General features: G+C 69.5%; 23 protein-coding genes. 15 read left to right on the forward strand and 8 right to left on the reverse strand.

The genetic code is table 11. From position 1 onward, the window contains the following. Positions 1-3 precede the first annotated feature (3 nt). Positions 4-825 (reverse strand): DUF2470 domain-containing protein, encoded by an 822-nt coding sequence (locus G6N49_RS25400; protein ID WP_011857389.1) that lies wholly within the window; start codon positions 823-825, stop codon positions 4-6. Positions 826-929: 104 nt separating this feature from the next. Between G6N49_RS25400 and pheA the strand changes: the two genes are divergently transcribed. Next, positions 930-1,877, forward strand: coding sequence for a prephenate dehydratase (gene pheA, locus G6N49_RS25405; protein ID WP_064915832.1), 948 nt, complete (start codon positions 930-932; stop codon positions 1,875-1,877). Then, positions 1,874-2,560, forward strand: coding sequence for a histidine phosphatase family protein (locus G6N49_RS25410; RefSeq protein WP_011562408.1), 687 nt, complete (start codon positions 1,874-1,876; stop codon positions 2,558-2,560). Before pheA ends, G6N49_RS25410 begins: the two co-directional genes overlap by 4 nt. 13 nt (positions 2,561-2,573) lie before the next feature. On the opposite strand, the gene G6N49_RS25415 is transcribed toward G6N49_RS25410, so the two are convergent. The 3 genes from G6N49_RS25415 to G6N49_RS25425 are packed head-to-tail and all read right to left on the reverse strand — an operon-like array spanning position 2,574 to position 4,564. Continuing rightward, positions 2,574-2,765 (reverse strand): hypothetical protein, encoded by a 192-nt coding sequence (locus tag G6N49_RS25415; RefSeq protein WP_179967796.1) that lies wholly within the window; start codon positions 2,763-2,765, stop codon positions 2,574-2,576. 46 nt (positions 2,766-2,811) lie between these two features. Continuing rightward, positions 2,812-3,162 carry a metallopeptidase family protein gene (locus G6N49_RS25420; protein WP_011857387.1) on the reverse strand — a complete coding sequence of 117 codons (351 nt, stop codon included), beginning with the start codon at positions 3,160-3,162 and terminating at the stop codon, positions 2,812-2,814. Positions 3,163-3,166: 4 nt separating this feature from the next. Next, positions 3,167-4,564: a septum formation family protein gene (locus G6N49_RS25425; RefSeq protein ID WP_041925181.1), complete on the reverse strand. Its 1,398-nt coding sequence runs from the start codon at positions 4,562-4,564 to the stop codon at positions 3,167-3,169. Positions 4,565-4,688: 124 nt separating this feature from the next. On the opposite strand from G6N49_RS25425, the gene serS reads away from it, so the two are divergent. Together serS and G6N49_RS25435 are read left to right on the forward strand one after the other, a co-directional pair. After that, complete coding sequence (serS, locus tag G6N49_RS25430; RefSeq protein WP_011857385.1) at positions 4,689-5,942, forward strand: serine--tRNA ligase; 1,254 nt, start codon at positions 4,689-4,691, stop codon at positions 5,940-5,942. Next, positions 5,942-6,757 carry a DUF5718 family protein gene (locus G6N49_RS25435; protein ID WP_011857384.1) on the forward strand — a complete coding sequence of 272 codons (816 nt, stop codon included), beginning with the start codon at positions 5,942-5,944 and terminating at the stop codon, positions 6,755-6,757. Before serS ends, G6N49_RS25435 begins: the two co-directional genes overlap by 1 nt. Positions 6,758-6,767: 10 nt before the next feature. Here the strand turns inward: G6N49_RS25435 and G6N49_RS25440 are convergent, their stop codons facing one another. Both G6N49_RS25440 and G6N49_RS25445 read right to left on the reverse strand, forming a co-directional pair. Beyond that, positions 6,768-7,103, reverse strand: coding sequence for a hypothetical protein (locus G6N49_RS25440; RefSeq protein ID WP_011857383.1), 336 nt, complete (start codon positions 7,101-7,103; stop codon positions 6,768-6,770). Further along, entirely contained in the window at positions 7,100-8,650 is a 1,551-nt protein-coding gene (locus tag G6N49_RS25445) for an MBL fold metallo-hydrolase (RefSeq protein ID WP_011857382.1), read from the reverse strand. The genes G6N49_RS25440 and G6N49_RS25445 overlap by 4 nt, the downstream gene beginning before the upstream one ends. Positions 8,651-8,789: 139 nt before the next feature. On the opposite strand from G6N49_RS25445, the gene G6N49_RS25450 reads away from it, so the two are divergent. The 3 genes from G6N49_RS25450 to G6N49_RS25460 are packed head-to-tail and all read left to right on the forward strand — an operon-like array spanning position 8,790 to position 11,152. After that, on the forward strand, positions 8,790-9,566 hold the full coding sequence (locus tag G6N49_RS25450; RefSeq protein WP_041309943.1) for a lysophospholipid acyltransferase family protein: 777 nt from the start codon (positions 8,790-8,792) through the stop codon (positions 9,564-9,566). Between the two features lie 5 nt (positions 9,567-9,571). Then, complete coding sequence (locus G6N49_RS25455) at positions 9,572-10,321, forward strand: lysophospholipid acyltransferase family protein (protein ID WP_011562399.1); 750 nt, start codon at positions 9,572-9,574, stop codon at positions 10,319-10,321. Between the two features lie 15 nt (positions 10,322-10,336). Beyond that, a complete protein-coding gene (locus G6N49_RS25460) occupies positions 10,337-11,152 on the forward strand; it encodes a Cof-type HAD-IIB family hydrolase (RefSeq protein WP_011857381.1) in 816 nt (271 codons plus the stop codon). Positions 11,153-11,159: 7 nt separating this feature from the next. On the opposite strand, the gene G6N49_RS25465 is transcribed toward G6N49_RS25460, so the two are convergent. Both G6N49_RS25465 and G6N49_RS25470 read right to left on the reverse strand, forming a co-directional pair. Next, the gene (locus G6N49_RS25465) at positions 11,160-12,773 is read right to left on the reverse strand and encodes an N-acetylmuramoyl-L-alanine amidase (protein ID WP_011562397.1); all 1,614 of its coding nucleotides are present in this window, start codon (positions 12,771-12,773) and stop codon (positions 11,160-11,162) included. A gap of 128 nt (positions 12,774-12,901) precedes the next feature. After that, positions 12,902-13,822 (reverse strand): hypothetical protein, encoded by a 921-nt coding sequence (locus G6N49_RS25470; RefSeq protein ID WP_011562396.1) that lies wholly within the window; start codon positions 13,820-13,822, stop codon positions 12,902-12,904. Between the two features lie 246 nt (positions 13,823-14,068). Between G6N49_RS25470 and glf the strand changes: the two genes are divergently transcribed. The 8 genes from glf (at position 14,069) to G6N49_RS25510 (ending at position 23,874) form a co-directional block, all read left to right on the forward strand. Then, complete coding sequence (glf, locus tag G6N49_RS25475; RefSeq protein WP_011768405.1) at positions 14,069-15,268, forward strand: UDP-galactopyranose mutase; 1,200 nt, start codon at positions 14,069-14,071, stop codon at positions 15,266-15,268. Further along, positions 15,265-17,190 carry a glycosyltransferase gene (locus tag G6N49_RS25480; protein ID WP_011857380.1) on the forward strand — a complete coding sequence of 642 codons (1,926 nt, stop codon included), beginning with the start codon at positions 15,265-15,267 and terminating at the stop codon, positions 17,188-17,190. Before glf ends, G6N49_RS25480 begins: the two co-directional genes overlap by 4 nt. A 3-nt stretch (positions 17,191-17,193) precedes the next feature. Then, positions 17,194-17,718 (forward strand): phosphatase PAP2 family protein, encoded by a 525-nt coding sequence (locus G6N49_RS25485; RefSeq protein ID WP_011562393.1) that lies wholly within the window; start codon positions 17,194-17,196, stop codon positions 17,716-17,718. A gap of 75 nt (positions 17,719-17,793) precedes the next feature. Then, on the forward strand, positions 17,794-18,714 hold the full coding sequence (locus G6N49_RS25490) for a decaprenyl-phosphate phosphoribosyltransferase (protein ID WP_041310352.1): 921 nt from the start codon (positions 17,794-17,796) through the stop codon (positions 18,712-18,714). Beyond that, on the forward strand, positions 18,692-20,722 hold the full coding sequence (gene zomB / locus G6N49_RS25495) for a terminal beta-(1->2)-arabinofuranosyltransferase (protein ID WP_011857379.1): 2,031 nt from the start codon (positions 18,692-18,694) through the stop codon (positions 20,720-20,722). Before G6N49_RS25490 ends, zomB begins: the two co-directional genes overlap by 23 nt. Positions 20,723-21,232: 510 nt before the next feature. Continuing rightward, the gene (locus G6N49_RS25500) at positions 21,233-22,282 is read left to right on the forward strand and encodes an esterase family protein (protein ID WP_011562390.1); all 1,050 of its coding nucleotides are present in this window, start codon (positions 21,233-21,235) and stop codon (positions 22,280-22,282) included. 160 nt (positions 22,283-22,442) lie between these two features. Continuing rightward, the gene (locus G6N49_RS25505; protein WP_011562389.1) at positions 22,443-23,339 is read left to right on the forward strand and encodes an alpha/beta hydrolase-fold protein; all 897 of its coding nucleotides are present in this window, start codon (positions 22,443-22,445) and stop codon (positions 23,337-23,339) included. Between the two features lie 55 nt (positions 23,340-23,394). Beyond that, the gene (locus G6N49_RS25510; protein ID WP_406540062.1) at positions 23,395-23,874 is read left to right on the forward strand and encodes a DUF732 domain-containing protein; all 480 of its coding nucleotides are present in this window, start codon (positions 23,395-23,397) and stop codon (positions 23,872-23,874) included. Positions 23,875-23,895 lie beyond the last annotated feature (21 nt).

Consider the following 23,895-nt stretch of genomic DNA (forward strand, 5'->3'; position numbering starts at 1 on the left):
ACGCTAGCCGCCGGGGCGCTCGAGGCGGCGGGCCTGCAGGCCGTTGAGGAACGGGCATCCCATGAGCACCCGGATGGCCTGGCTCAGACCGGTCACGTCGTCGACGGGTTTGGGGAACGGCAGGCGCACGTCGTGGTCGCCGTCGGGGTCCTCGACGCGCAATTGGACGCCGTAGCGGTCCAGGCCGAGCGGACGCACCCGGCCGCGGCGCATGGCGGCGGGCAGCCGGCTCGCCAGGCGGTCGACGACGTCCCGGTGTGCCGACTCCATGTGCTGCAGCCAGCAGGACTCCATCGCGCAGAAGGGGTCGGGACGGGCCGCCAGCAGCGCGCCGAGGCCGACGGACTCGGCGCCGGTCGAGTCGGCGACCACCACCGACTCGATCTCCAGACGCATCAACGCATAGCGCGAGTGGTCGCCCGAATTGACCTGCAGCAGAGCTGGGTTGGGGTCGGCGCTGGCGATCAGGTCGAGCAGCGCGGACACGTCGGCGCTCGGGACGGCCTGGACGCGTCCACCGATCCAGACCAGCGACCGCACCGGTTCCCGCAGCGGAAGCGGGGCGTGGTCGGTCATCTCGAGCACCGCCTGCACGCCCGAGGTGCCTGCGGAGGCGACCATCGTCGAGAGTGGGACCTCCACGGGGACGGTGATCGCGAAGGATCCATCGTCGAGGAGGTGGTGGACCGGGGTGCTGACCGGGTCGACGCCTTCCGCGGCGAGCATCGCACCGCCGCCTCGGGCGCATGCGCTGCGGATTCGTTCGGCCGTGGAGGGGCCGGTCGGGACGGTCGTCCGTGCGGTCGTCGGAGGAGTCTTGGCCATCGCGCTGCCTTCCGGTTGGTGAGGTAAGCCTTACTTAACTACGGAGCCGGGAGGCGCGCAAGACTTTGCCGCGGCGAATCCCGGGCAGCGGATAGTGTTGGCACGTGCCGCGCATCGCCTATCTCGGCCCCCAGGGGACGTTCACCGAATCGGCGTTGCTGCAGATGATCTCCGGCGCGATGGTGCCGGGCGGGGATGCCGACGACACCGCGGTGACCCCCGTGCCGACCGACAGCACACCCGCCGGGCTCGAGGCGGTGCGATCCGGCGCGGCCGACTACGCCTGCGTCCCCATCGAGAACTCCATCGAGGGCTCGGTGTTGCCCACACTCGACAGCCTCGCGGTCGGAGCGCCGCTGCAGATCTTCGCCGAACTCACCCTCGCCGTGTCGTTCAGCATCGTGGTGCGCCCCGATCACGACGGTGACGTCGCAACCGTCGCCGCGTTCCCGGTGGCCGCCGCGCAGGTGCGGCGCTGGCTGGCCGAACACCTACCGGCCGCGCAACTCGTGCCCTCGCACTCCAACGCCGCCGCGGCGGCCGACGTGGCAGGCGGTCGCGCCGACGCCGGAATCAGCACGGCACTGGCCGCCGAACGCTACGGGCTGCGCAGCCTGGCCGCGGGCGTCGTCGACGAACCGAACGCCCGCACCCGGTTCGTCCTCGTGGGGCGGCCCGCCCCGCCACCGGCCCGCACCGGCGCCGACCGCACCTCGGTCGCCCTGCGCCTGCCGAACACCCCCGGTGCGCTGGTGGCGGCGATGACCGAACTGTCGATCCGCGACATCGACCTCACCCGCATCGAGTCCCGGCCCACCCGCACCGAACTCGGCACCTACGTGTTCTTCCTCGACTGTGTCGGTCATCTCGAAGACGACGCCGTCGCCGAGGCACTCAAAGCGCTCCACCGTCGTTGTGAAGATGTGCGATATCTGGGTTCCTGGCCGACTGGGACGGCCGCCGGCGCGCCGCCGCCGAGCAGTGACGAGGCGACTCGCTGGCTGACACGACTCCGTGAAGGACTGCCGACACCACCGGAGGGCGGCAGGTGAGCGGCAGGCTGGTACTCGTGCGGCACGGGCAGTCGCACGCCAACGTCGAACGGCGGCTCGACACCCGCCCGCCCGGCGAGGCGCTGACCGACCTCGGTCGCGAACAGGCCCGCACATTCGCGCGCGGGCTGGTGCGGCCGCCGGGGCTGCTCGCGCACTCGCTGGCGCGCCGCGCGGCCCAGACCGCCGCCGAGATCGCCGCGGCCGCGACGCTCGACCCGCTCGAATTCGACGGTCTGCACGAGGTGCAGGTCGGTGAGCTGGAGAACCGCTCCGACGACGAGGCCATCACCGAGTTCGAGTCGATCTACGAACGGTGGCAGCGCGGCGACCTCCGCGTGCCGATGCCCGGCGGGGAGACCGGCGACGAGGTGCTCGACCGTTACGTGCCGGTGCTGACGCAGCTGCGGATGCGTTACCTCGACGTCGACACCTGGCACGACGACATCGTGGTGGTCAGCCACGGCGCCGCGATCCGGCTGGTGTCGGCCGTGCTGGCCGGTGTCGACGGCAGTTTCGCCCTCGACAACCACCTGGCCAACACCGAGTCGGTGGTGCTCAGGCCCGTCACCGACGGGCGCTGGAGCTGCGTGCAGTGGGGCAGCCGGACGCCGCCGTTCTACCCCGAACCCGATGCCGATCCGGTGCGCGATGCGCTGGAGTCGGTCGATCCGATGGGCTGACGGGGAAATTCCGTCAGATCACGGCCTGCGCGGCCGACTGGCCACACTGGCAGCCCACCGCCTCGCAGTCGACGCTGAACGTGTGGACCACCTCGGGGGTGGTGCAGTCGTCCTCGGTGCATTCGCTCCGGTAGCGGACGTGGTGGATGACGGTGCCGTGGCAGTGGTCCAGCCCGGACCGACACTCCCGGCACTGGATGCTCATGACCTCGTTCATAGCACTGCCCGCCGACGGATGGTGAGTGCCGCGCTCACGCCCAGCCGAGTTCGTGCAACCGGTCGTCGTCGATCCCGAAATGGTGCGCGATCTCATGGATCACGGTGATCGCCACCTCCTCGACCACGTCCTCGTCGCTGTCGCAGATGTCGAGCAGCGCGGCACGGTAGATCGTGATCGTGTCGGGCAGCGCGCCGGCGTAGGTGGTGTCGCGTTCGGTCAGTGCGATGCCCTCGTAGAGCCCGAGCAGTTGGGGCTCCTCGGGATGGCGGTCCTCGACGAGCACCACGACGTTGTCGATCGCGGCGGCCAACTTGGGCGGGATGAGGTCGAGCGCATCGGAGACCAGTTCGTCGAACCTTTGCGCGCTCATGCGTACGGCCACGCGGTTACGGTCCCGGCGGCGGAGGCGGCGGCGGGGGAACCGGTTCGACCGGCGGGGCCGGAGCCGGCGGTGGTGGCGGTGGCAGCGCCGGCGCGGGGGGTGGTGGCGGCGCGGCCTCCGGGGCCGGCGGCGGTGGCGCGGGTGCGCCCGGCGGGGGCGGCGGGCCGTTGAGGAAGGTGTTGCCGTCGCCGGGCGGCGGGGCCGGTGCCTCGCTGGGGGGTGCGGCCGCCGGTTGCGGACCGTGCTGGGTCTGCTCGGTCTGGGTCTGCTGCGTCTGCTCGGTCTGGCTGTAGTCCGGCTCGCTCTGCTGTGACGACGAGTCCACATCGTCGGGCATCGGGATCGGCGGCAAATTCAGCCGTTCCTCGGGGATGTCCGGCGGCGGCACCGGCGGCTGCCCGTTGATCTGCAGCGGACCCTTCGCGCTGTTGAGCAGCGTCGACCAGCCGCCGTTGCCGAGCGTCGCGCCGATACTGCACGACACCTGGTGGCTGCCCGCGGCCCAGCTCGGCAGCGAGATCGTGCTGTAGATCAGGGTCAGGGTCGTGTTGCGGAGCTTGATCGGCGCCAGGTAGGCATCGGTCATCCGCGTGCACGCATCCTTGATGAACGTGTCCTGCTCGGGTTCCGGCGGTAGTGCGCCCGGGAACTTCTCCTTGAGGTTGACCGCGCCGGTGACCTCCATGGCGTGCGGGGCCGCGCAGTCGACCGGGATGTCGGTGGGTTGGTTGGTGGCCGGGTCGATCCCGAGGCAGGTGCCCGCGGGCCACACCTTCGACTGGTCGATCTCGGCGACCTTGCCCGTGAACGCCAGCTGCTGGTTGTTCGGACCCGGCAGCTGCAGGCCGCACAGCATCCGGCGCTCGCCGGCCTGGCGCCACGCCTTGTCACCGGACCACATCATGCTGATGGTGAAGCGGCTGTTCGGATCGAATCGCGGGCCGAGGTACCGGCGCACCGCGGCCTGGCACTGCTCCTGGCTGATCTGCTGGATGCGCGCCGGGGACGGGGGTTCGGCGTCGGGGCCGTACTCGCTGCCGGGGAAGGTGCGCATGTCGACCGATTCGGCGACCTCGAAGCGGTGCTCGTCCTTGCAGTCGACGATCTGCGCCCCGTCGGGGTTGCGTTCGGGCCAGTTCAGGCAGTCCCCGGCCTTGGCGTGGTTGAACGTGTCGTTGCCGCGGGGGCCGAGCGTGATCGCGCTCGCGCTCAGGCCGGGGCCGTTGGTCCCCTCGCTGCGCGGCAGGGCGGTGACGAAACCGGCGATGAGCAGCCCGCCGAGCGCGGTCAGCAGCAGCGCGCGCCGGGTCGGCGTGGCCTGCAGGCTGTGCCACCACGGCGCCTTGTCGCGTGCGTCGCCCGCGGGGCGGTCGCGTTCTGGTGCCTCCAACATCCGCTCCATTGTGACAGGCGTGTCAGGTGCTGTGACAAGTGATGCGGATGTAAAGTTACGCGGTTGTGCCACCCGACCCCGCTCGGCGACCTCGAGATGTTCGGAGCCCCCGGGCAAAAGTAGGGTTGCGGCCGTGATCGACCTCAAATTCCTGCGCGAGAACCCCGACGCCGTACGCGCCTCACAACGATCGCGCGGGGAGGATCCCGCACTCGTCGACGCCCTGCTCGACGCCGACGCGGCCCGGCGCGCCGCGGTGTCGGCCGCCGACAACCTGCGCGCCGAACAGAAGGCGGCCAGCAAGAAGGTCGGCAAGGCCTCGCCGGAGGAACGGCCCGCGCTGCTCACCCGGGCCAAGGAACTCGCCGAACAGGTCAAGGCCGCCGAAGCCGCGCAGGCCGACGCCGACCGCACGTTCACCGCCGCGCACATGGCGATCTCGAACGTGGTCATCGAGGGGGTGCCCGCGGGCGGCGAGGACTGCTTCGCCGTGCTCGACGTCGTCGGTGAGCCGCGGGCAATCGACGACCCGAAGGACCACCTCGAACTCGGCGAAGCGCTCGGGCTGATCGACATGGAGCGCGGCGCGAAGGTGGCCGGATCGCGGTTCTACTTCCTCACCGGACGCGGCGCGCTGCTGCAACTGGGCCTCATGCAACTGGCGGTGCGCTTGGCCACCGACAACGGGTTCACCCTCGTCATCCCGCCGGTGCTGGTGCGCCCGGAGGTGATGGCGGGCACCGGGTTCCTCGGGGCGCACGCCGACGAGGTGTACCGGCTGGAATCCGACGACATGTACCTGGTCGGCACCTCGGAGGTCCCGCTGGCCGGCTACCACGCCGACGAGATCATCGACCTGTCCGCGGGCCCGCGCCGCTACGCCGGGTGGTCGTCGTGCTTCCGCCGGGAGGCAGGCAGTTACGGCAAGGACACCCGCGGCATCATCCGCGTGCACCAGTTCGACAAGGTCGAGGGCTTCATCTACTGCAAACCCGAAGATGCTGCCGCCGAACATGATCGTCTGCTCGGCTGGCAGCGCGAGATGCTCGCCCTCATCGAGGTGCCGTACCGCGTGATCGACGTGGCCGCAGGGGATCTCGGATCGTCGGCCGCCCGCAAGTACGACTGTGAGGCGTGGGTGCCGACACAGCAGACCTACCGCGAGCTGACCTCCACCTCGAACTGCACGACGTTCCAGGCCAGGCGGCTGTCGACCCGCTACCGCGACGAGAACGGCAAACCGCAGATCGCCGCCACCCTGAACGGGACGCTGGCCACCACCCGCTGGCTCGTCGCGATCCTGGAGAACCACCAGCAGCCCGACGGCAGCGTGCGGGTACCCGCGGCCCTGGTGCCGTTCGTCGGGACGGAGGTGCTCGAACCGTGATGGATATGCGACTCGACGAGCTGCGCTCGTGGTTCGGGTTCGGGGTGGCGGGCAATTTCGCCGGACACCTCGAACAGGCCGGTGAGGCCGCCGATTTCGTCAACGTCGAGGTCGGAACGGATGCGGGCGATCCAGCGCCCAAGGGCATCTTCCCGTGGTACGCGCCAGGCGTCGACGGACAGCTGGGCGAGTTCCCGCTCTCGCACGACCGCATCGTGCTGCCCGACAGTGCCGAGCCGCTCAATCTGCAGATCGAACCCGAGGTGGGGCTGGCGTGCCGGGTGGTGTGGTACGGCGACACCGTCGTGCGACTCGACCCGTTCGCGCTCGGCGCGTTCAACGACTGCTCGATCCGCCGGCCCGGTGCCGCCAAGATCAGCGACAAGAAGAACTGGGGCGCATCGTCGAAAGGGGTTGCGCCGCAGTTCTTCGACATCGGCGACCTCACCCCGGACGGCCCCACCGCCACGCTGCGGCTGGTGTGCTTCCTGCGGGACCGCGACGGCCACGAACACGCCTACGGCGTGGACAGCCCGCTGCTCGGCTACTCCTACTACGGCGAGGTGCTGCTGGACTGGGTGGTCGAACGGCTGGCGAACCAGAAGGGTTCCGCCGACACCCCGTTGGAGGACGTGGGGGCACTGATGGCCGCCGCGGGCCACCCCGAACACGTGCTGATCGGGATCGGCGCCACGCGCTACACCGAACTGGGCGAGTCGACCTTCCTGCAGCCCGGCGACGAGGCCGTCGTCCGGGTCTACGACACCGAATCCGACGAGTTCTCCGAACTGCGGCAGACCGTCGTCACGCGCTGAGTCCGCGGCGTCAGCGGTCGAGCAGTTCGTCGAGCATCGCGGTGAACCGTTCGGGGTCGGCCGGGGTGAACGCCGGACGCCACCGGTTGCCGGGAACGTCGAGCGTGACCAGCGTCGACTTGAACGGCCGGCGCATGTCCAGCGGCAACCACCGCCGCAGATCCGAACTGCCCCACATGCGGAAGCGGTGCACGAACGACCCCAGCGGCTCGGCGGTGTAACCGCGGACCTGCTGCAGCGGGATCACTTTCGAGGTGCCCGACGGAAAGTGGTAGCGCCGCAGCGTGATCGCCTGCTTGTCGAGCTGGATCTGGCCGTCGTCGTAGTACTGCCGCGGTGCGCTCACAGCGGTCCGGTCCGAAGTTCGTGACCCTTGGTCGTCAGGCATCGTCCGTTCTCCAGATTCCATTGCCAGCCGTGCAGGTTGCAGGTCAAGGTGTTGCCCTCGACCACACCGAACTTCGACAGATCGGCCTTGAGGTGCGGGCAGCGTCGCTGGAACTCGTACCCGCCCATCGTGATCGACGCAGAATCGTCGTGCGCCTCGGCGAACCACCCGTCGGCGTACGCCACACGTTCGTCGGTGAGGCATTTGAAGAACGTGTACAGGTACTCGTTGTAACCGCCGACCCGCCAGGCGCGGAAACGGGTGGACAGGAAGATGGTGTTCACCCAGTCCGGTTCTCCGTCGCGGAGCACGGTGCGCACCAACTCGGGGGCGATCTCGAATCCGTAGCGAAACTTCTCGTCCGGAATAGGTTCGCGCACAACACGTTTCGGGAAATCCAGTACCACCGTCTCGGCGCCCAGGCGCAGCTCGACGGGGTAGCCGATGCCGTCGCAGATCTGGTCGCTCTGCACCATGATCGGTTCGAACTTCGCCCGCAGGGGTTCGAGCAGCGGGTCGCCGTGGGCCGGCGCCCACGTCGCCTTCTCGGCCGCCAGGACCGGCGCCATCCGCTGGGCGAAGGCCTCGAGGTAGTCCGCCTTGCCGGTGGTGAAGATCGCCTCCACCTCGTCGTCGGGCAGCGGGTGGGTCAGCGAATCGAGTACGGAGCCGGTGAATTCCGCGGTTGACCCCGGGATCATCAGCAGGCCGCCGTCGTGGCCGTGCCTGCGCATCTGGTCGAGGAACACCATCTGGTCGGGGAAGATGTTCGACGGGTCGCCGTGGTCGTCGTTGAGGTGGCGCAGTTCGGGGTCCAGGAAGCACGGCGGGCCGGCCGACGGGATCACCCAGGTGGCCCCGACCTGCGCGATGTACTGGCGGCACCGGTCCATCTGGCGCTGCCGCTTCTGGGTGCCGAACGCCTCCTTCGCGCGGGCGGGCATGTCGTAGACCATCGGGTACCAGATCGCGCCCGAGAACTGCAGCATGTGCACGTCGACGCGGCCGAAGTCGGCGGCCAGCACATCCAGATCGACGGGCCGCGCATCGTTCATGTTGAACGCGACGGTGTCACCGTCGTCGACCACCAGACCGGAGTCCCCGATCGGCCCGTCGGCCGGTGCCCGCAGCGCGATGATCATCACGTCGAGGTCGCCCTTGGGGCCGCTGACGCGGTGTTTGACCGAATTGGTCGTCTCGAAGAACCGGTGGAAACCCAGTGTCTCGAGTTCGCGGCGCAGATCCGGCACCGGGTAGTCGGGCAGCAGCACGACCGCGTCCTTGTTGACGTGGTCGCGCAGGTTCTTCGGGTCGAAGTGGTCCTTGTGCAGATGGGAGACGTAGAGGTAGTCGACGTCGCCGAGCGCGTCCCAGTCGAGTCCGGTGTTGTCGGGGAACGGGACCCACGAGGCGAAGTAGGCCGGGTTGACCCACGGGTCGCACAGGATGCTGCCCGCCTTGGTGTCGATCCGGAAGCCGGCGTGTCCGACGCTGGTGACCTGCACATTTTCCTTCCTGCACGCGGTTTCGCGCGCATGACGTCGTCGCCTCAGTCTAAGGGGCGCGGCCGGTGCGGACCGCCTGCCGCGTCGGGTGGTGTACCGCTCACCACGCCGCGGTGGTGTGGCGCACTACGCTGGCCCTGTGGAACCGGTATACGGAACAGTCATCCAGCTCGCGCGGCTGACGTGGCGCATGCAGGGGCTGAAGTTCACCGTCACCGGCGTCGAGAACCTGCCGAAGACCGGCGGCGCGGTGATCGCGATCAACCACACCAGCTATTTCGACTTCACCTTCGCCGGTTTGCCGGCCTACCGGCAGGGTCTGGGCCGCAAGGTCCGGTTCATGGCGAAGAAGGAAGTGTTCGACCACAGGATCACCGGACCGATCATGCGCAGCCTGCGCCACATCGAGGTGGACCGCGAGAGCGGCGCCGCCTCGTTCGAGCATGCGGTCCAGGCGCTGCGCGCCGGTGAGCTGGTCGGCGTGTATCCCGAGGCGACGATCAGCCGCAGCTTCGAGATCAAGGAGTTCAAGTCCGGCGCGGCGCGCATGGCGATCGCCGCCCAGGTGCCGATCGTTCCGCACATCGTGTGGGGTGCGCAGCGGATCTGGACCAAGGGACACCCCAAGAAGCTGGCCCGCCCGAAGGTGCCGATCTCCATCGCCGTCGGCGAACCGATCGAGCCCACGCTGCCCGCACCGGAGTTGTCGGCGCTGCTGCACCACCGGATGCAGCATCTGCTCGAACGCGTGCAGGACGAGTACGGCCCGCACCCGCAGGGCGAGTTCTGGGTGCCGCACCGGCTCGGTGGCGGCGCCCCGACGCTGGCCGAGGCCAACCGGATGGACATGGAGGAAGCGGCGGAGAAGGCGGCCCGCCGCGCCGAGCGGTCCGGGCCCGGCGGGGCGCCGGAGTAGCGCCTGTGGAGCCCGTCTTTCGCACGCTGGAGATCGCCGCGGAGGCGGCGACCAGGGTCACCGGGACACGGATCACCTATCACGGACTCGACAACATCCCCGCTCGCGGCGGGGCCGTCGTGGCCATCAACCACACCGGCTACATCGACTTCCTGCCCGCGGCGCTCGCGGCCAAACGCCGCAGGCGGCGCATGCGGTTCATGATCAAAGCGGAGATGGAGCAGGTCAAGATCGTCGGCTACCTGATCAGGCACACCGGCACCATCCCCGTCGACCGGCGTGCGGGTGCGGGGGCCTACGCCGTCGCGGTCCAGGCGCTGCGCGCCGGAGAACTGGTCGGCGTGTATCCCGAGGCGACGATCAGCCGCAGCTTCGAACTCAAGGAGTTCAAGACCGGTGCGGGACGCATGGCGATCGAGGCCGACGTGCCGATCCTGCCGCTGATCGTCTGGGGTGCGCACCGCCTGTGGACCAAGGACCACCCCCGCGCGCTGGGCCGCAACCGGATCCCGGTCACCGTGGTGGTGGGGGAGCCGATCCCCCCGGCCGGGCCGGTGTCCGAACTGAGCACCACACTGCGCGCATCGATGAACGCGCTGCTGGAGCGGGCGCAGGCGGACTACCCCGCGCCGGCCGGCCAGTACTGGGTGCCGCGCAGGCTGGGAGGCGGCGCGCCGACGCTCGAGGAAGCCAGACGTCTCGAAGAGGTCGAGTTGGCGGAACGCGCCCGGAAGCGGGCGGAAGGAAGACGATGAGATGACAGCCGAAACATGACACTGCCCGCGATGATCGCCACCGATGTGGACGGCACGCTGCTCGACGACGACGAGAAGGTCTCGCCGCGCACCCGCGCGGCCGTCCACGCCGCCGTCGACGCAGGCGTGCACTTCGTGCTCGCGACGGGACGCCCACCCCGCTGGGTGGCGCCGGTGGTCGACGGGCTCGGCCTGGCGCCGATGGCGGTGTGCGCCAACGGCGCGGTGATCTACGACCCGGCCGCCGACCGCATCGTGTCCGCGCGCACCCTGTCCATCGACGCGCTGGCCGAACTGGCCGATATCGCCGCCCGGGTCCTTCCGGGTTCCGGTCTGGCCGTCGAGCGGGTCGGCCGCTCCGCCCACGACGCGGCGACCCCGCAGTTCGTCAGCTCACCCGGCTACGAACACGCCTGGCTGAACCCGGACAACACCGAGGTCTCGCTCGACGATCTGCTCAGCGCCCCCGCGGTCAAGCTGCTCATCCGCAAGTCGGGGGCGAGCAGTGCCGAGATGGCCGCCGAACTCGCCAAGCACATCACCGTCGAGGGAGACATCACCTATTCGACGAACAACGGGCTGATCGAGGTCATGCCGTCGGGCATCAGCAAGGCCAGCGGTATCCGCGAGCTCGCGGGTCCGCTCGGGTTGGTCGCCGGCGACGTGGTGACGTTCGGCGACATGCCCAACGACGTGCCGATGCTGCGCTGGGCCGGTCACGGTGTGGCGATGGGCAACGCGCACCCGGAGGCGGTGTCGGCCGCAGACGAGGTCACCTCCCGCAACACCGACGACGGGGTCGCCCGCGTCCTCGAACGCTGGTGGATGTAGCGACCCGTCAGGGGTTGATCGGGGCGGTGAAGCGCTCCAGCTGGACCGGCGGGGTGTGCGACGACGCGGGCGGCAGCTCCAACGGCACACCGTCGATCACGCGGGTGACGGTGGCCTTCTCCCGGTCGAAGTTCAGCGTGCCGTGCTGGAAGTTCTGTTTGATCCACAGCGGTTCGTGGATCTCACCGCTGGTGGGCAGTCCGAGGGCGCCGCGTTCGAAGCCGAGGGACCCCCACGCGTCGTAGATCGCGCCCATCACCGGTGCCGCGCCGCTTTCCGGTGACCAGTACATCGCGCCGCGCTGGAACCGCACGTACCGGGCCGTCCCCTCACCAGCGGCCTCCGGGGAGGTGGGGGCGCCGAGCGCGCTGGCCATCCCGCCCATCTTGGCCCAGCGGTCGAAAATCGCTCCGCCACGCAGGCTTTCGGCGAGGTCTTCCGGCCCGGGCGGTGCGTTGAACCGGGCGGCGATGGCCCGCAGTTCGCCCATCGCGGCGTACGCGGCGTTGCCGGGGCATTCGGTGTTGCCGACGTCGCGGTGGGTGAAGATGCTCGGCAGCGTCGGCGTCGCGCCGGCCGGAAAGTGGGTGAACGAGCCGCCCGCGCTGGTGAGCACCGTGGTGCCCATCGGATTGACGCGGTCGAGGCCCAGTCGCCAGCCCAGGAGCCGGCCGGTGGTGCGCAGCTGGATGGGGGTCGGGGGGACCACCTCGAAGTTGCCCATCATCGCGACACCCCAGGTGTCGGTGTTGAACCCGCCGGTGTGGGAGGCCTCGACCGGGCGGTCCATCCCGCCCGCGCGGCCTTCGAAGACCTGGCCGAACTTGTCGACCAGGGCGTTGTAGCCGAGGTCGCACCAGCCCAGCGTGCGGGTGTGGTACTCGTAGATCGAGCGGACCATTCCGGCCGAATCCTCGGGCGCGTAGTCGTTGCTGCCCGCGGTGTGGTGCACGACGCCGGCGCGGACGGCGGCGTCGTAGCGCGGGCCTCCGCACCGCATCGATTCGTCGGCGCCCCACTGTCCGCGGGTGATGATGCGCGGCGGCACGCCGGGGGCCATCACGGCGTTGGGCAGCGGCAGCGTGTCTCCCGGCGCCTGCGGCGGACTGATCAGCACCGCGTTGATGTTCTGGGCGAACGGCTGCTCGACGGTGGCGGGCAGGTATCCGAGGTCGGGCCCCCGGTGTTCGGCGGGGGCGGGGGCGCTCGGGGGTGCGTCGGCCGGTCTGGTCACGGCGATCTGGACGGTGGTGGTGCGCCCGACGAACACCGGGTCGGTGCCGCGCCGTGCGGCGGTCTCCTCGCCGACGCCCTCGAGCGGTTCGGCCTCGTACCACGGCCCCCATGAGCCGTCGTCCTTCTTGGCGCGCACCCGCGCGGACGTCCCGGTCAGGTCCTCGGCGGTCAGCGCGACCATGGAGAAGGGCGTGTCCTGGTGGATCTCCCGGATGGTCTCCCCGCCGCCGAGCCCCGCAAGGGGCTGTTCGGTCAAGGTCGGGGCGCCGGCGGCGGCGGACTCGTCGTCGTCACCGGGCAGACCGTTGACCGCCCACGGGAGGAGCACGAGCGTCGCCGCGATCGCGGTGAAGAAGAGCGACGGCGCAGGTCGGCGGGACAGCACGGACTGATGTTACGTATGTGTCAGTTGTTACTCATGTTTCGACACGGCCGAAAACGGCAACCAAAATAAATCGCAACGGCACCGCAGAGCCGCTCTGGCTTCTGCGGTGCCGTTTCGATGCAGGACTTCTACATACCCGGGGCGGCGGGCGGCGGCGGCGGGAGCGGCGCACCGGCCGGCGGGGCGGCCGACTTGATCGCCCCGGTGATCGCGGGCACCACGACCCCTTTGAGCAGGTCGATGGCCTGGCCGGCGCCGAGCTGGTTGGCCGCGCTGGACAGATCGCCCAGCAGCCCGGTGCTAGCCGGAGCCGTCGGTACGGACGCCATCAGCGGATCGCCGAGGATCGGGTAGGTGCCCAGCGCCGGATCCGTGGCCAGCGGCGCCGAGATCGGCACCTCGCCCGGCACCGGCAGGGCGCCGGTGGAGATCGGGGTGAGCGCCGGGTCGAGACCGGTGGTCGGCGTGGTGAGGCCCGGCGTGCTCAGCCCGGGAGCGGTCAGCCCCGGCAGGTCCCCGGTGGGGCTGGTCAGCGCCGGGTTGGTCAGCGCCGGGTTGGTCAGGCCGGCGTCACCGAGACCCGGTGCGGACGCGGTGAGCGGCGGCACGCTGGCGCTCGGCGTGGTCAGGCCGGGCGTGGTCAGACCGGGCGTGGTCAGGCCGGGTGTGGTGAGACCGGGCGTCGTCAGACCGGGTGCGGTGAGTCCGGGGCTGGTCAGACCCGGCGTGGTGAGCCCCGGCGAGGTCAGCCCGGTGGCGCCCAGACCCGGTGTGGTCAGCGTGGTCGGGGCTGACGGCGTGCCGTTCAACATGCCGGTCGGCATCGGCGGCAGGTTGATCCCGAACGACGACAGTCCCTGGGACAGCGCGGACATCAACTCGCCGGGCAGGTCGGTGACCATGGCGGCCTGGACGAACTCACGGTGCTGAGGCGCATCGGAGGACCCCGAGAGTTGGGTCACGGCAACGGCTGCGACTGGACTTGCGACGGCCAGGGCGGCGAACGCGCTCATGGCTGTCGAGGCCTTGCTGCGACGTCGGTTCGGCACGGAAGTCTCCTCAATACATGGACTACATGTGGTTATTGGTCGTAGGGCCAATCGGTGTCGACGGCGCCGAACTCCCTCTCTCGAGCCCACGCTCCGACCAAACCGATGCTACTGGCGTGACTGGTGTGACTAGAGTGGCGATACTGAATCGTGAGCTAATTGCGACCTGGACTCGCGGGCCCGTTACGCCGCCCGGCGAGGCAGCATGTCGGGAAGAGTGGCCGCGGTCGGATACCCTGGCTGCCGATGCGCTCCCAGTACGATCTTTTCGTCGTCGGCTCAGGCTTCTTCGGTCTGACGATCGCCGAGCGTGTGGCGACCCAGTTGGACAAACGGGTCCTCGTCCTCGAGCGACGGCCACACCTCGGGGGTAACGCCTACTCCGAACCGGAACCACAGACCGGCATCGAGGTGCACCGTTACGGTGCGCACCTGTTCCACACCTCCAATCAGCGGGTGTGGGACTACGTGCGTCAGTTCACCGAGTTCACCGGCTACCAGCACCGGGTGTTCGCCCTGCACAACGGGCAGGCCTACCAGTTCCCGATGGGGCTGGGCCTGGTCAGCCAGTTCTTCGGGCGCTACTTCACCCCCGACGAGGCGCGCGCGCTGATCGCCGAACAGGCCGCCGAGATCGACACCGAGGACGCCCAGAACCTCGAGGAGAAGGCGATCTCGCTGATCGGCCGCCCGCTCTACGAGGCGTTCGTCAAGCACTACACCGCCAAGCAGTGGCAGACCGACCCCAAGGAACTGCCGGCCTCCACCATCAACCGCCTGCCGGTCCGCTACACCTTCGACAACCGCTACTTCAACGACACCTACGAGGGTCTACCCGTCGAGGGCTACACGAAGTGGCTGGAGAACATGGCCGCCGACGATCGGATCGAGGTCCGGCTGGACACCGACTGGTTCGACGTCCGCGACGAACTCCGGGCCGCCAACCCCGACGCTCCGGTGGTCTACACCGGCCCGGTGGACCGTTACTTCGACTACGACGAGGGCCGGCTGGGCTGGCGCACCCTCGACTTCGAACTCGAGGTGCTCGAGACCGGGGATTTCCAGGGCACCCCCGTCATGAACTACAACGACGCCGACGTGCCCTACACGCGTATCCACGAGTTCCGGCACTTCCACCCGGAGCGGGCCTACCCCACGGACAAGACCGTGATCATGCGCGAGTTCTCCCGGTTCGCCGACGAGGACGACGAGCCCTACTATCCGATCAACACCGAATCCGACCGCGCGCTGCTGGCCGCCTACCGGGCCAAGGCCAAGGCCGAGACGGCGTCGGCCAAGGTCCTGTTCGGCGGGCGACTGGGCACCTACCAGTACCTCGACATGCACATGGCCATCGCCAGCGCGCTCAACATGTACGACAACACCCTGGCGCCACACCTGCGCGACGGCGCCGCCCTGACCCAGAGCGAGAGCACCAACCCATGAGTGAGATCCCGACCGGTGCGCCGGCCGCCGGTGATTCACGCGCAGTGAGCCTGCTCGCGCGTGTGATCCTGCCGCGGCCCGGCGAACCCCTCGACGTCCGCAAGCTCTATATAGAGGAATCCGAGACCAACGCCAGGCGCGCCCACGCCCGCACCCGCACCACCCTCGAAATCGGTGCCGAGTCCGAGGTGTCGTTCGCCACGTACTTCAACGCGTTCCCGGCGAGCTACTGGCGGCGCTGGTCGACGCTGACGTCGGTGGTGCTGCGGGTCGAGTTGACCGGCAGCGGCCGGGTGGACCTCTACCGCACCAAGGCCACCGGCGCCCGGATCTTCGTGGAGGGCAAGGCGTTCGCGAGCGAGGCCGACCGGCCCACCGTCGTCGAGGTGGAGATCGGCCTGCAGCCGTTCGAGGACGGCGGCTGGATCTGGTTCGACATCACCACCGACAGTGCCGTCACCCTGCACAGCGCCGGCTGGTACGCACCGGTGCCCGCGCCGGGCGTGGCCAACATCGCGGTCGGCATCCCGACCTTCAACCGCCCCGACGACTGCGTGAACTCGCTGCGGGCGCTCACCTCGGATCCGTTGGTCGACGAGGTGATCAGCGCGGTCATCGTGCCGGACCAGGGGAACCGCAAGGTGCGCGACCACCCCGAGTTCGCCGAGGCCACCGCGCCGCTGGGCAACCGGCTGTCCATTCACGACCAGCCCAACCTCGGCGGGTCCGGCGGTTACAGCCGGGTGATGTACGAGGCGCTGAAGAACACCGACTGCGAACAGATCCTGTTCATGGACGACGACATCCGCGTCGAACCGGATTCGGTCCTGCGGGCGCTGGCGTTGAACCGCTTCGCCAAGTCGCCGATGCTGGTCGGCGGGCAGATGCTCAACCTGCAGGAGCCGTCACACCTGCACATCATGGGTGAGGTCGTCGACCGGGACAACTTCATGTGGACGTCGGCGCCCTACACCGAATACGACCACGACTTCGCGAAGTACCCGCTGCACGCCAACAACGAACGCAGCCAGCTGCTGCACCGGCGTATCGACGTCGACTACAACGGCTGGTGGATGTGCATGATCCCGCGGCAGGTCGCCGAGGAACTGGGCCAACCGCTGCCGCTGTTCATCAAATGGGACGACGCCGAATACGGGCTGCGCGCCGCCGAACAGGGCTACCCGACCGCGACCATGCCCGGTACCGCGATCTGGCACATGGCGTGGAGCGACAAGGACGACGCGATCGACTGGCAGGCGTACTTCCACCTCCGCAACCGGCTGGTGGTGGCGGCGCTGCACTGGGACGGCGACATCGGCGGGCTGGTCCGCAGCCACTTCAAGGCCACGCTGAAACACCTTGCCTGCCTTGAGTACTCGACCGTCGAGATCCAGAACAAGGCGATGGACGACTTCCTCGCCGGCCCGGAACACATCTTCTCGATCCTCGAGAGCGCGCTGCCCGAGGTGCACCGCATCCGCAAGCAGTATCCGGACGCCGTGGTGATGCCCGCGGCGAGTGAGCTGCCGCCGCCGTCGGAGAAGCTGCAGAAGATCGACCCGCCGGTGGCCAAACCGGTGATCGCCTACCACCTGATGCGCGGCATCGTGCACAACATCAAGAAGCCCGATCCGCAGCACCACGAACGCCCACAGCTCAACGTGCCGACGCAGAACTCGCGATGGTTCCTGCTGTCCAAGTACGACGGTGTCACGGTGACCACCGCCGACGGCCGCGGTGTGGTCTACCGCAAGCGGGACCGCGCGAAGATGATCGCCCTGCTCGGTCAGTCGGTGCGCAGGCAGCGCCGGCTGGCTCGGCGGTTCGACCACATGCGGCGCGTCTACCGCGAGGCGCTGCCGGTGCTGGCCAGCAAGCAGAAGTGGGAGACGGTGCTGCTTCCCCCGCAAGAAGTGCGATGAGCGATGGCTGACGAACCGCGCGGCGAGGACGCTGCGTTGGTGGCGGTGCAGGCGGCCCTCGCCGGCCGCCCCGGCGTGCTCCCCGGGGCCAGGGCGCTGTCCCACTTCGGTGAGCACAGCGCCGGCTGGCTGGCCGTGGCCGGGCTGGGCGCGGTGCTGCAGCCCGAACGCCGTCGCGACTGGCTCGTCGCCGGTGCCGGCGCATTCGCCGCACACGCGGCCGCGGTGCTGATCAAACGCGTGGTGCGTCGGGAACGACCGCATCACCCGGCGATCGCGGTCAACGTCGGCACGCCCAGCCGGCTGAGTTTCCCGTCCGCACACGCCACCTCGACCACCGCGGCCGCGGTGCTGCTCGGCCGGGTGACCGGGTTGCCGCTGCCGGCGGTGCTGGTGCCGCCGATGGCGTTGTCGCGACTGGTGCTCGGCGTGCACTATCCCAGTGACGTGATGACCGGTGTCGCGGTGGGTGCGGTGGTCGCCGAGGTCAGCGCGCGGGTGGCCGAGCGGACCGGCGCCCGGGGATGACACTGATGGCCGGCAGAGGTGAACGCAGCGCAATGGAGCGGATCGAGATGGGTTCTGGGCGTCATGGGTATCGGGATGAGTGAGGAAGCGGCGCCGGTCACCGGTCCGCCGCGCAGTCTGCCCGCGGGGATCATCAAGGCGATCCGGCCGCGGCAGTGGGTGAAGAACCTCCTGGTGCTCGCCGCGCCGCTCGTGGCGCTCGGCGACGACCGGTTCACCTACGACTACCGCACCGTGCTGATCAAGGTGTCGGTGGCGTTCGTCGCGTTCTGTCTGGCCGCCTCGACGGTCTACCTGGTCAACGACGCCCGCGACGTCGAGGCCGACCGGGCCCACCCCACCAAACGGTTCCGGCCCATCGCGGCCGGTGTGGTGTCCGAGCGGCTGGCGTACGGCCTCGCGATCGTGCTGGGCGCGGCCTCGCTGATCATCTCGTGGCTGCTCACCCCGAACCTCGCGCTGGTGATGGCGATCTACATCGCGATCCAGCTGGCCTACTGCTTCGGCCTGAAACACCAAGCGGTGCTTGATATCTGCATCGTCTCGTCCGGATTCCTGATCCGCGCCATCGCGGGTGGCGTGGCCGCCGACGTCCCGCTGTCGCAGTGGTTCCTGCTCGTCATGGCGTTCGGATCGCTGTTCATGGCGGCCGGTAAGCGGTACGCCGAACTGCAGTTGGCCGAGCGGACCGGCGCCAAGATCCGCAAATCGCTCGAGCGCTACACCACCACGTACCTGCGGTTCGTGTGGACGATGTCGGCGACGGCGGTGGTGCTCTGCTACGGCCTGTGGGCGTTCGGCCGCGACGACCAGGGCGGCACCTCGTGGTTCGTCGTCTCGATGATCCCGTTCACCATCGCGATCCTGCGCTACGCCGTCGACGTCGACGGCGGTATGGCCGGTGAGCCCGAGGAGATCGCGCTGCGCGACCGGGTGCTGCAGTTCCTCGCGGTGGCGTGGATCGGGACTGTCGGTGCGGCAGTCATCTTCGGCTGACACGGTGAGGCCGCCGCACCAGTCGGGCACGGTGCGGCGGGCCACCGGGTCGGTTGTGGCGCGCCGGCTGGTTCGCGGCCCGGCGTTCCCGTTCGACGTCACTGTCCGGGTCAGCCTGTGGGTGAGTGTCGCGGTGGTGGCGGTGCTGTTCTCCTGGGGCGCCTGGGAGCGCCGCTGGATCGCCGACGACGGTCTGATCGTGCTGCGCACGGTGCGCAACCTGCTGGCAGGCAACGGGCCGGTGTTCAATGCCGGCGAACGCGTCGAGGCCAACACCTCGACGCTGTGGACCTACCTGATCACCGCAGGCGCGTGGGTCGGCGGCTCCGTACAACTCGAGTACATCGCGTTCGTGTTCGCGTTCGTGCTCAGCGTGGCCGGGGTGGTGATGGCGATGCTCGGCACCGCCCGGCTCTACGCGCCCAGCCTGCAGGGCCGTCGCGCGCTGCTGCTGCCCGCCGGGGTGCTCGTCTACATCGCGGTGCCCCCGGCGCGCGACTTCGCCACCTCCGGGTTGGAGAACGGGCTGGTTCTCGCCTACCTCGGGCTGCTGTGGTGGATGCTGGTGTGCTGGTCGCAGGGCTTGCGCAGCCCGTCCGGGCCGGGCCGCGACGCGGTCAGCCGGCCGTTCACCGCCGCACTGGCCTTCCTCGCCGGGCTGAGCGTGCTGGTGCGCCCGGAACTCGCGCTGATCGGCGTCGGAGCGCTGCTGATGATGCTGGTGGCCGCCCGCTCCTGGCGGCGCCGGCTGCTGATCGTCGTCGCCGGCGGGCTTCTGCCGGTGGCGTACCAGATCTTCCGGATGGGCTACTACGCCCTGGTCGTGCCCGGCACCGCGGTGGCCAAGGACGCCACCGGCGCCAAGTGGCCCCAGGGATTCACCTACCTCACCAACTTCGCCGAGCCGTACCTGCTGTGGGTGCCCGCGGTCCTGCTGATCCTGACCGGCGTCGTGCTGGTGAGCACCCGCAGCCGGCCGTGGTGGATCCGGCACCAGCCGCCGCGCGGCTACGGCCGGTTGGCCCGGATGGTGCAGAGCCCGCCGGCGGTGGTGCTGTTCATCGTGTGCAGCGGCCTGCTGCAGGGGATCTACTGGATCCGCCAGGGCGGCGACTTCATGCACGGACGGGTGCTGCTCACCCCGTTGTTCTGCCTGCTGCTGCCGGTCTCGGTGATCCCGGTCGTCCTGCCCGACGGCAGCCGGTTCAGCCGGGAGACGGGGTATCTGCTGGCCGGGGCCACGAGCGTGCTGTGGCTCGCGATCGCGGGTTGGTCACTGTGGGCGGCCAATTCGCCCGGGATGGGTCCGGACGCCACCCGGGTCACCGACACCGGCATCGTCGACGAGCGCCGCTTCTACGCGCAGGCGACCGGGCACGCCCACCCGATGACCGCAGCCGACTACCTGGACTACCCGCGGATGCGGGCGGTGCTGACCGCGCTGGAGAACACGCCCGACGGAGCCCTGCTGCTGCCCGCGGGCAACTACGACATGTGGGACGTGGTGCCCGCGCTCCCGCCGCTGCCCGACGCCCCCGACGACTACAACGGTCCGCACACCGTGTTCTTCACCAACCTGGGCATGCTCGGGATGAACGTCGGCCTCGACGTGCGGGTCATCGACCAGATCGGACTGGCCAACCCGCTGGCCGCGCACACCGAACGCCTCGAGGACGGGCGCATCGGCCACGACAAGAACCTCTTCCCGGACTGGGCGATCGCCGAGGGGCCCTTCCTCAAGATCCCGCCCTATCTGCCGGTGTACATCGACCGGGACTGGGTGGCGCAGGCGGAGGTGGCGCTGAAGTGTCCGGCCACCGAGTCGGTGCTGAACTCGATCCGCGCTCCGCTGACCCCCCGCCGGTTCCTGTCCAACGTGGTGCACGCCTACGAGTTCACCCAGTACCGGATCGATCGGGTGCCGCGTTACGAGCTCATCCGGTGCGGTATGGCGATCCCCGAACCCCACGAACCGCCCTACACCGGGATGCCGGCGGCCGGACCGTGACCACCCCGTGGCGGCGGCCGTCGATTTGTGGGTCGCAGATCCGGTCTGTTTGGGTAACGCCGGGGGCAGGTCGAAGCGATATCCCGTTCAGGTGTCCCGAACACCGGTTGAACGCTGCCCTGACGACAGTGCCGGCAACGGCGCCGAACCCGATCGAAGGACCGCAGATGCGTAGCACGTCGCGTGTCGACCCGGCCGCGCATCAGCGCGTGTCCGCCGGGGTGATCGCGGCCCGCAGGCCCTCGGGTGATCAATTCCACGCACCCCCCGGTGGCCACTTCGCCACCCCTGGATTCCCCCTCGGAACGCACCCGCGTCCCGGGGCTCTGAGGTGCGCGAACGCACCTCACACCACCCGACTCGGACGCCGTTTTCAACGATGCAGCGGCGGTCGTGGCGAAACACGCTGGAGAGAACGATCACACGATCGTGTGGTTGACTACACGGGCAACGCGGCTGGTCTGGAGTGCCCGGACCGGTTGCGGCTTACGACAGATGGGAAATAGCAGTATGAGTTTCGTTGGGAAGATGCGCGACGCGGTGAAAGCCATGCCGCGCCGGCTCACGATGGGCGCCATGGCCGTCGTCACGGCAACCGCCGTGGTGCCGGGCCTGGTCGGTGCCACCGGGGGCTCGGCGACTGCAGGCGCGTTCTCGCGCCCCGGCCTGCCGGTCGAGTACCTCATGGTTCCGTCTGCGGGCATGGGCCGCGACATCAAGGTCCAGTTCCAGAGTGGCGGCGCCAACTCCCCGGGTGTCTACCTGCTCGACGGCCTGCGTGCGCAGGAAGACTTCAGCGGTTGGGACATCAACACCGCCGCGTTCGAGTGGTACCTCGATTCGGGCCTGTCGGTGATCATGCCGGTCGGCGGCCAGTCCAGCTTCTACAGCGACTGGTACAAGCCGGCCTGCGGCAAGGCCGGTTGCTCCACCTACAAGTGGGAGACGTTCCTGACCCAGGAACTGCCCGCCTACCTGGCGTCCAACAAGGGTGTGAACCCGAACCGCAACGCCGCCGTCGGCCTGTCGATGGCCGGTTCCGCGGCGATGACGCTGGCGATCTACTACCCGCAGCAGTTCCAGTACGCGGCGTCGCTGTCGGGCTTCCTGAACCTCTCCGAGGGCTGGTGGCCGATGCTGGTCGGGCTGTCCATGGGTGACGCCGGTGGCTACAAGTCCGAGGACATGTGGGGCCCGTCGAGCGATCCGGCGTGGAAGCGCAACGACCCGATGGTCAACATCGACAAGCTGGTCGCCAACGGCACCCGCGTGTGGGTGTTCTGCGGTAACGGCAAGCCGGCCGACATCAGCGGCACCGGCCAGGCGGAGGGCGACAACTTCAACGCGAAGTTCCTCGAGAGCTTCACGCTGCGCACCAACGAGACGTTCCAGGAGCAGTACCTGGCCGCCGGTGGTCGCAACGGTGTGTTCAACTTCCCGCAGTCCGGTACCCACAGCTGGGGCTACTGGGGTCAGCAGCTCCAGCAGATGAAGCCGGACATCCAGCGCGTGCTGGGTGCGGTCCCGCAGCCGAGCCCCGCGCCGGCACCGGCGGGCTGACACTCGCGCACTGACTGACGGTCGGCGGCGGCGATCCCCTCGGGGTCGCCGCCGTCGCCGTCTGCGGGGGCTTTTCGACCCGGCCCGCGACGGTGGTGTGATTCACTACCTGCGCGGGGATCGGGTGATCAAACGGTCGACAGACGTGAGGTGTGCGGTGATGATGCGTGGGTTGTTGCGAGTGGTTGCGGCCGTGGTGCTGGCCGCAGGTCTGTGGACCGCCACGGAGACCGCGTCCGGGACCAGAGCGGGGGCCGACGCCGTCGAGTACCTGATGGTGCCGTCGGCCGCCATGGGCCGCGCCATCCCGGTCGCCTTCCAGGGCGGCGGACCGCACGCGGTGTTCCTGCTCGACGCCTTCAACGCCGCTCCCGACGTCAGCAACTGGGTGACCGCGGGCAACGCGATGAACACGCTCGCCGGTAAGGGCATCTCGGTCGCCGCCCCCGCAGGTGGCGCGTGGAGCCTCTACACCAACTGGGAGCAGGACGGCAGCAGGCAGTGGGAGACGTTCCTGGCCACCGAGCTGCCCGACTGGCTGGCCGCCAACAAGGGGCTGGCCCCCGGCGGGCACGGCATCGTCGGCGCCGCGCAGGGCGGTACCGGGGCGATGACGATGGCCGCCTTCCATCCCGACCGCTTCCGCTACGCCGGCTCGATGTCGGGGTTCATGACGCCCTCGGCCACCACGCTCAACGGCGCCATCACCGCCGGCCTGGCCCAGTACGGCGGCGTCGACACCCGCAACATGTGGGGACTGCCACAGCTGGGCCGCTGGAAGTGGCACGACCCCGACGTCCACATCCAGCTGCTGGCGAACAACAACACCCGGCTGTGGGTGTACAGCCCGACCACGCTGACGTGCGCCGACCCGGCCGCGATGATCGGCTACTGCGATCAGGCGCAGGGCAGTAACCGCGTGTTCTACCAGCACTATCGCGCCGTCGGCGGCAGCAACGGGCACTTCGACTTCCCGTCCGGCGGTGAGCACGGCTGGGGCAGCTGGGCGCCGCAACTGGGAGCCATGTCGGGTGACCTGGTGGCCGCGATCCGCTGATCGGCGGGCGGTCGGCTCACCGGGGACCGCCCCGGGCAGCCGGTACCGTGGAATCGTGCAGCACACCCGACGGCGGATCCTCCCCACGCTGTTCGTGCTGTCCGCAGTCGTCCTGGTCGCCGCGTGCACGCTGACCGACAGCGTGCTCAACCGCGACGTCACCTCCACCGCGCAACCGCCGCCCGCGGCGCTACCGGACCAGTCCGCCGATCGCGGGTCGGATCTGCCGACCCCGCCCGACGGCGCCGGTCAGCCGGGGGCGGTGACCGTGACCGGCCAGCAGCGGGGCTACCTCGATGCCCTGAAGGCCGCCGGGGTGCGGGCGACGACCGATCTGCGCGCCCTGTCGATCGGCTCCGCGGTCTGTCAGGCGCGTGCGGCCAAGCAGAGCGACCAGGGAGTGTGGGAGTTCATCCTGCCGCTCGTGCGCAGCGACGTGCGCGCGACGCGGCCCAGTTCCATGCGAACCTCGGTGCGAGAGGTCGACTCCACGACGGCCGACTACATTCGCATCGCAACCGAACGACTCTGCTAGCGCAGACCCGCGTACGCGAGG

This window comes from Mycolicibacterium monacense (assembly GCF_010731575.1).
GTDB classification, from domain to species: domain Bacteria; phylum Actinomycetota; class Actinomycetes; order Mycobacteriales; family Mycobacteriaceae; genus Mycobacterium; species Mycobacterium monacense.

Bases quoted from the DNA above. Each gene is read 5' to 3' on its own strand.
- G6N49_RS25400 (WP_011857389.1), bottom strand. From the start codon at position 825: ATGGCCAAGACTCCTCCGACGACCGCACGGACGACCGTCCCGACCGGC.
- G6N49_RS25415 (WP_179967796.1), bottom strand. From the start codon at position 2,765: ATGAGCATCCAGTGCCGGGAGTGTCGGTCCGGGCTGGACCACTGCCAC.
- G6N49_RS25425 (WP_041925181.1), bottom strand. From the start codon at position 4,564: ATGGAGCGGATGTTGGAGGCACCAGAACGCGACCGCCCCGCGGGCGAC.
- G6N49_RS25435 (WP_011857384.1), top strand. From the start codon at position 5,942: ATGGATATGCGACTCGACGAGCTGCGCTCGTGGTTCGGGTTCGGGGTG.
- G6N49_RS25460 (WP_011857381.1), top strand. From the start codon at position 10,337: ATGACACTGCCCGCGATGATCGCCACCGATGTGGACGGCACGCTGCTC.
- glf (WP_011768405.1), top strand. From the start codon at position 14,069: ATGCGCTCCCAGTACGATCTTTTCGTCGTCGGCTCAGGCTTCTTCGGT.
- G6N49_RS25480 (WP_011857380.1), top strand. From the start codon at position 15,265: ATGAGTGAGATCCCGACCGGTGCGCCGGCCGCCGGTGATTCACGCGCA.
- G6N49_RS25485 (WP_011562393.1), top strand. From the start codon at position 17,194: ATGGCTGACGAACCGCGCGGCGAGGACGCTGCGTTGGTGGCGGTGCAG.
- G6N49_RS25490 (WP_041310352.1), top strand. From the start codon at position 17,794: ATGAGTGAGGAAGCGGCGCCGGTCACCGGTCCGCCGCGCAGTCTGCCC.
- G6N49_RS25500 (WP_011562390.1), top strand. From the start codon at position 21,233: ATGAGTTTCGTTGGGAAGATGCGCGACGCGGTGAAAGCCATGCCGCGC.
- G6N49_RS25505 (WP_011562389.1), top strand. From the start codon at position 22,443: ATGATGCGTGGGTTGTTGCGAGTGGTTGCGGCCGTGGTGCTGGCCGCA.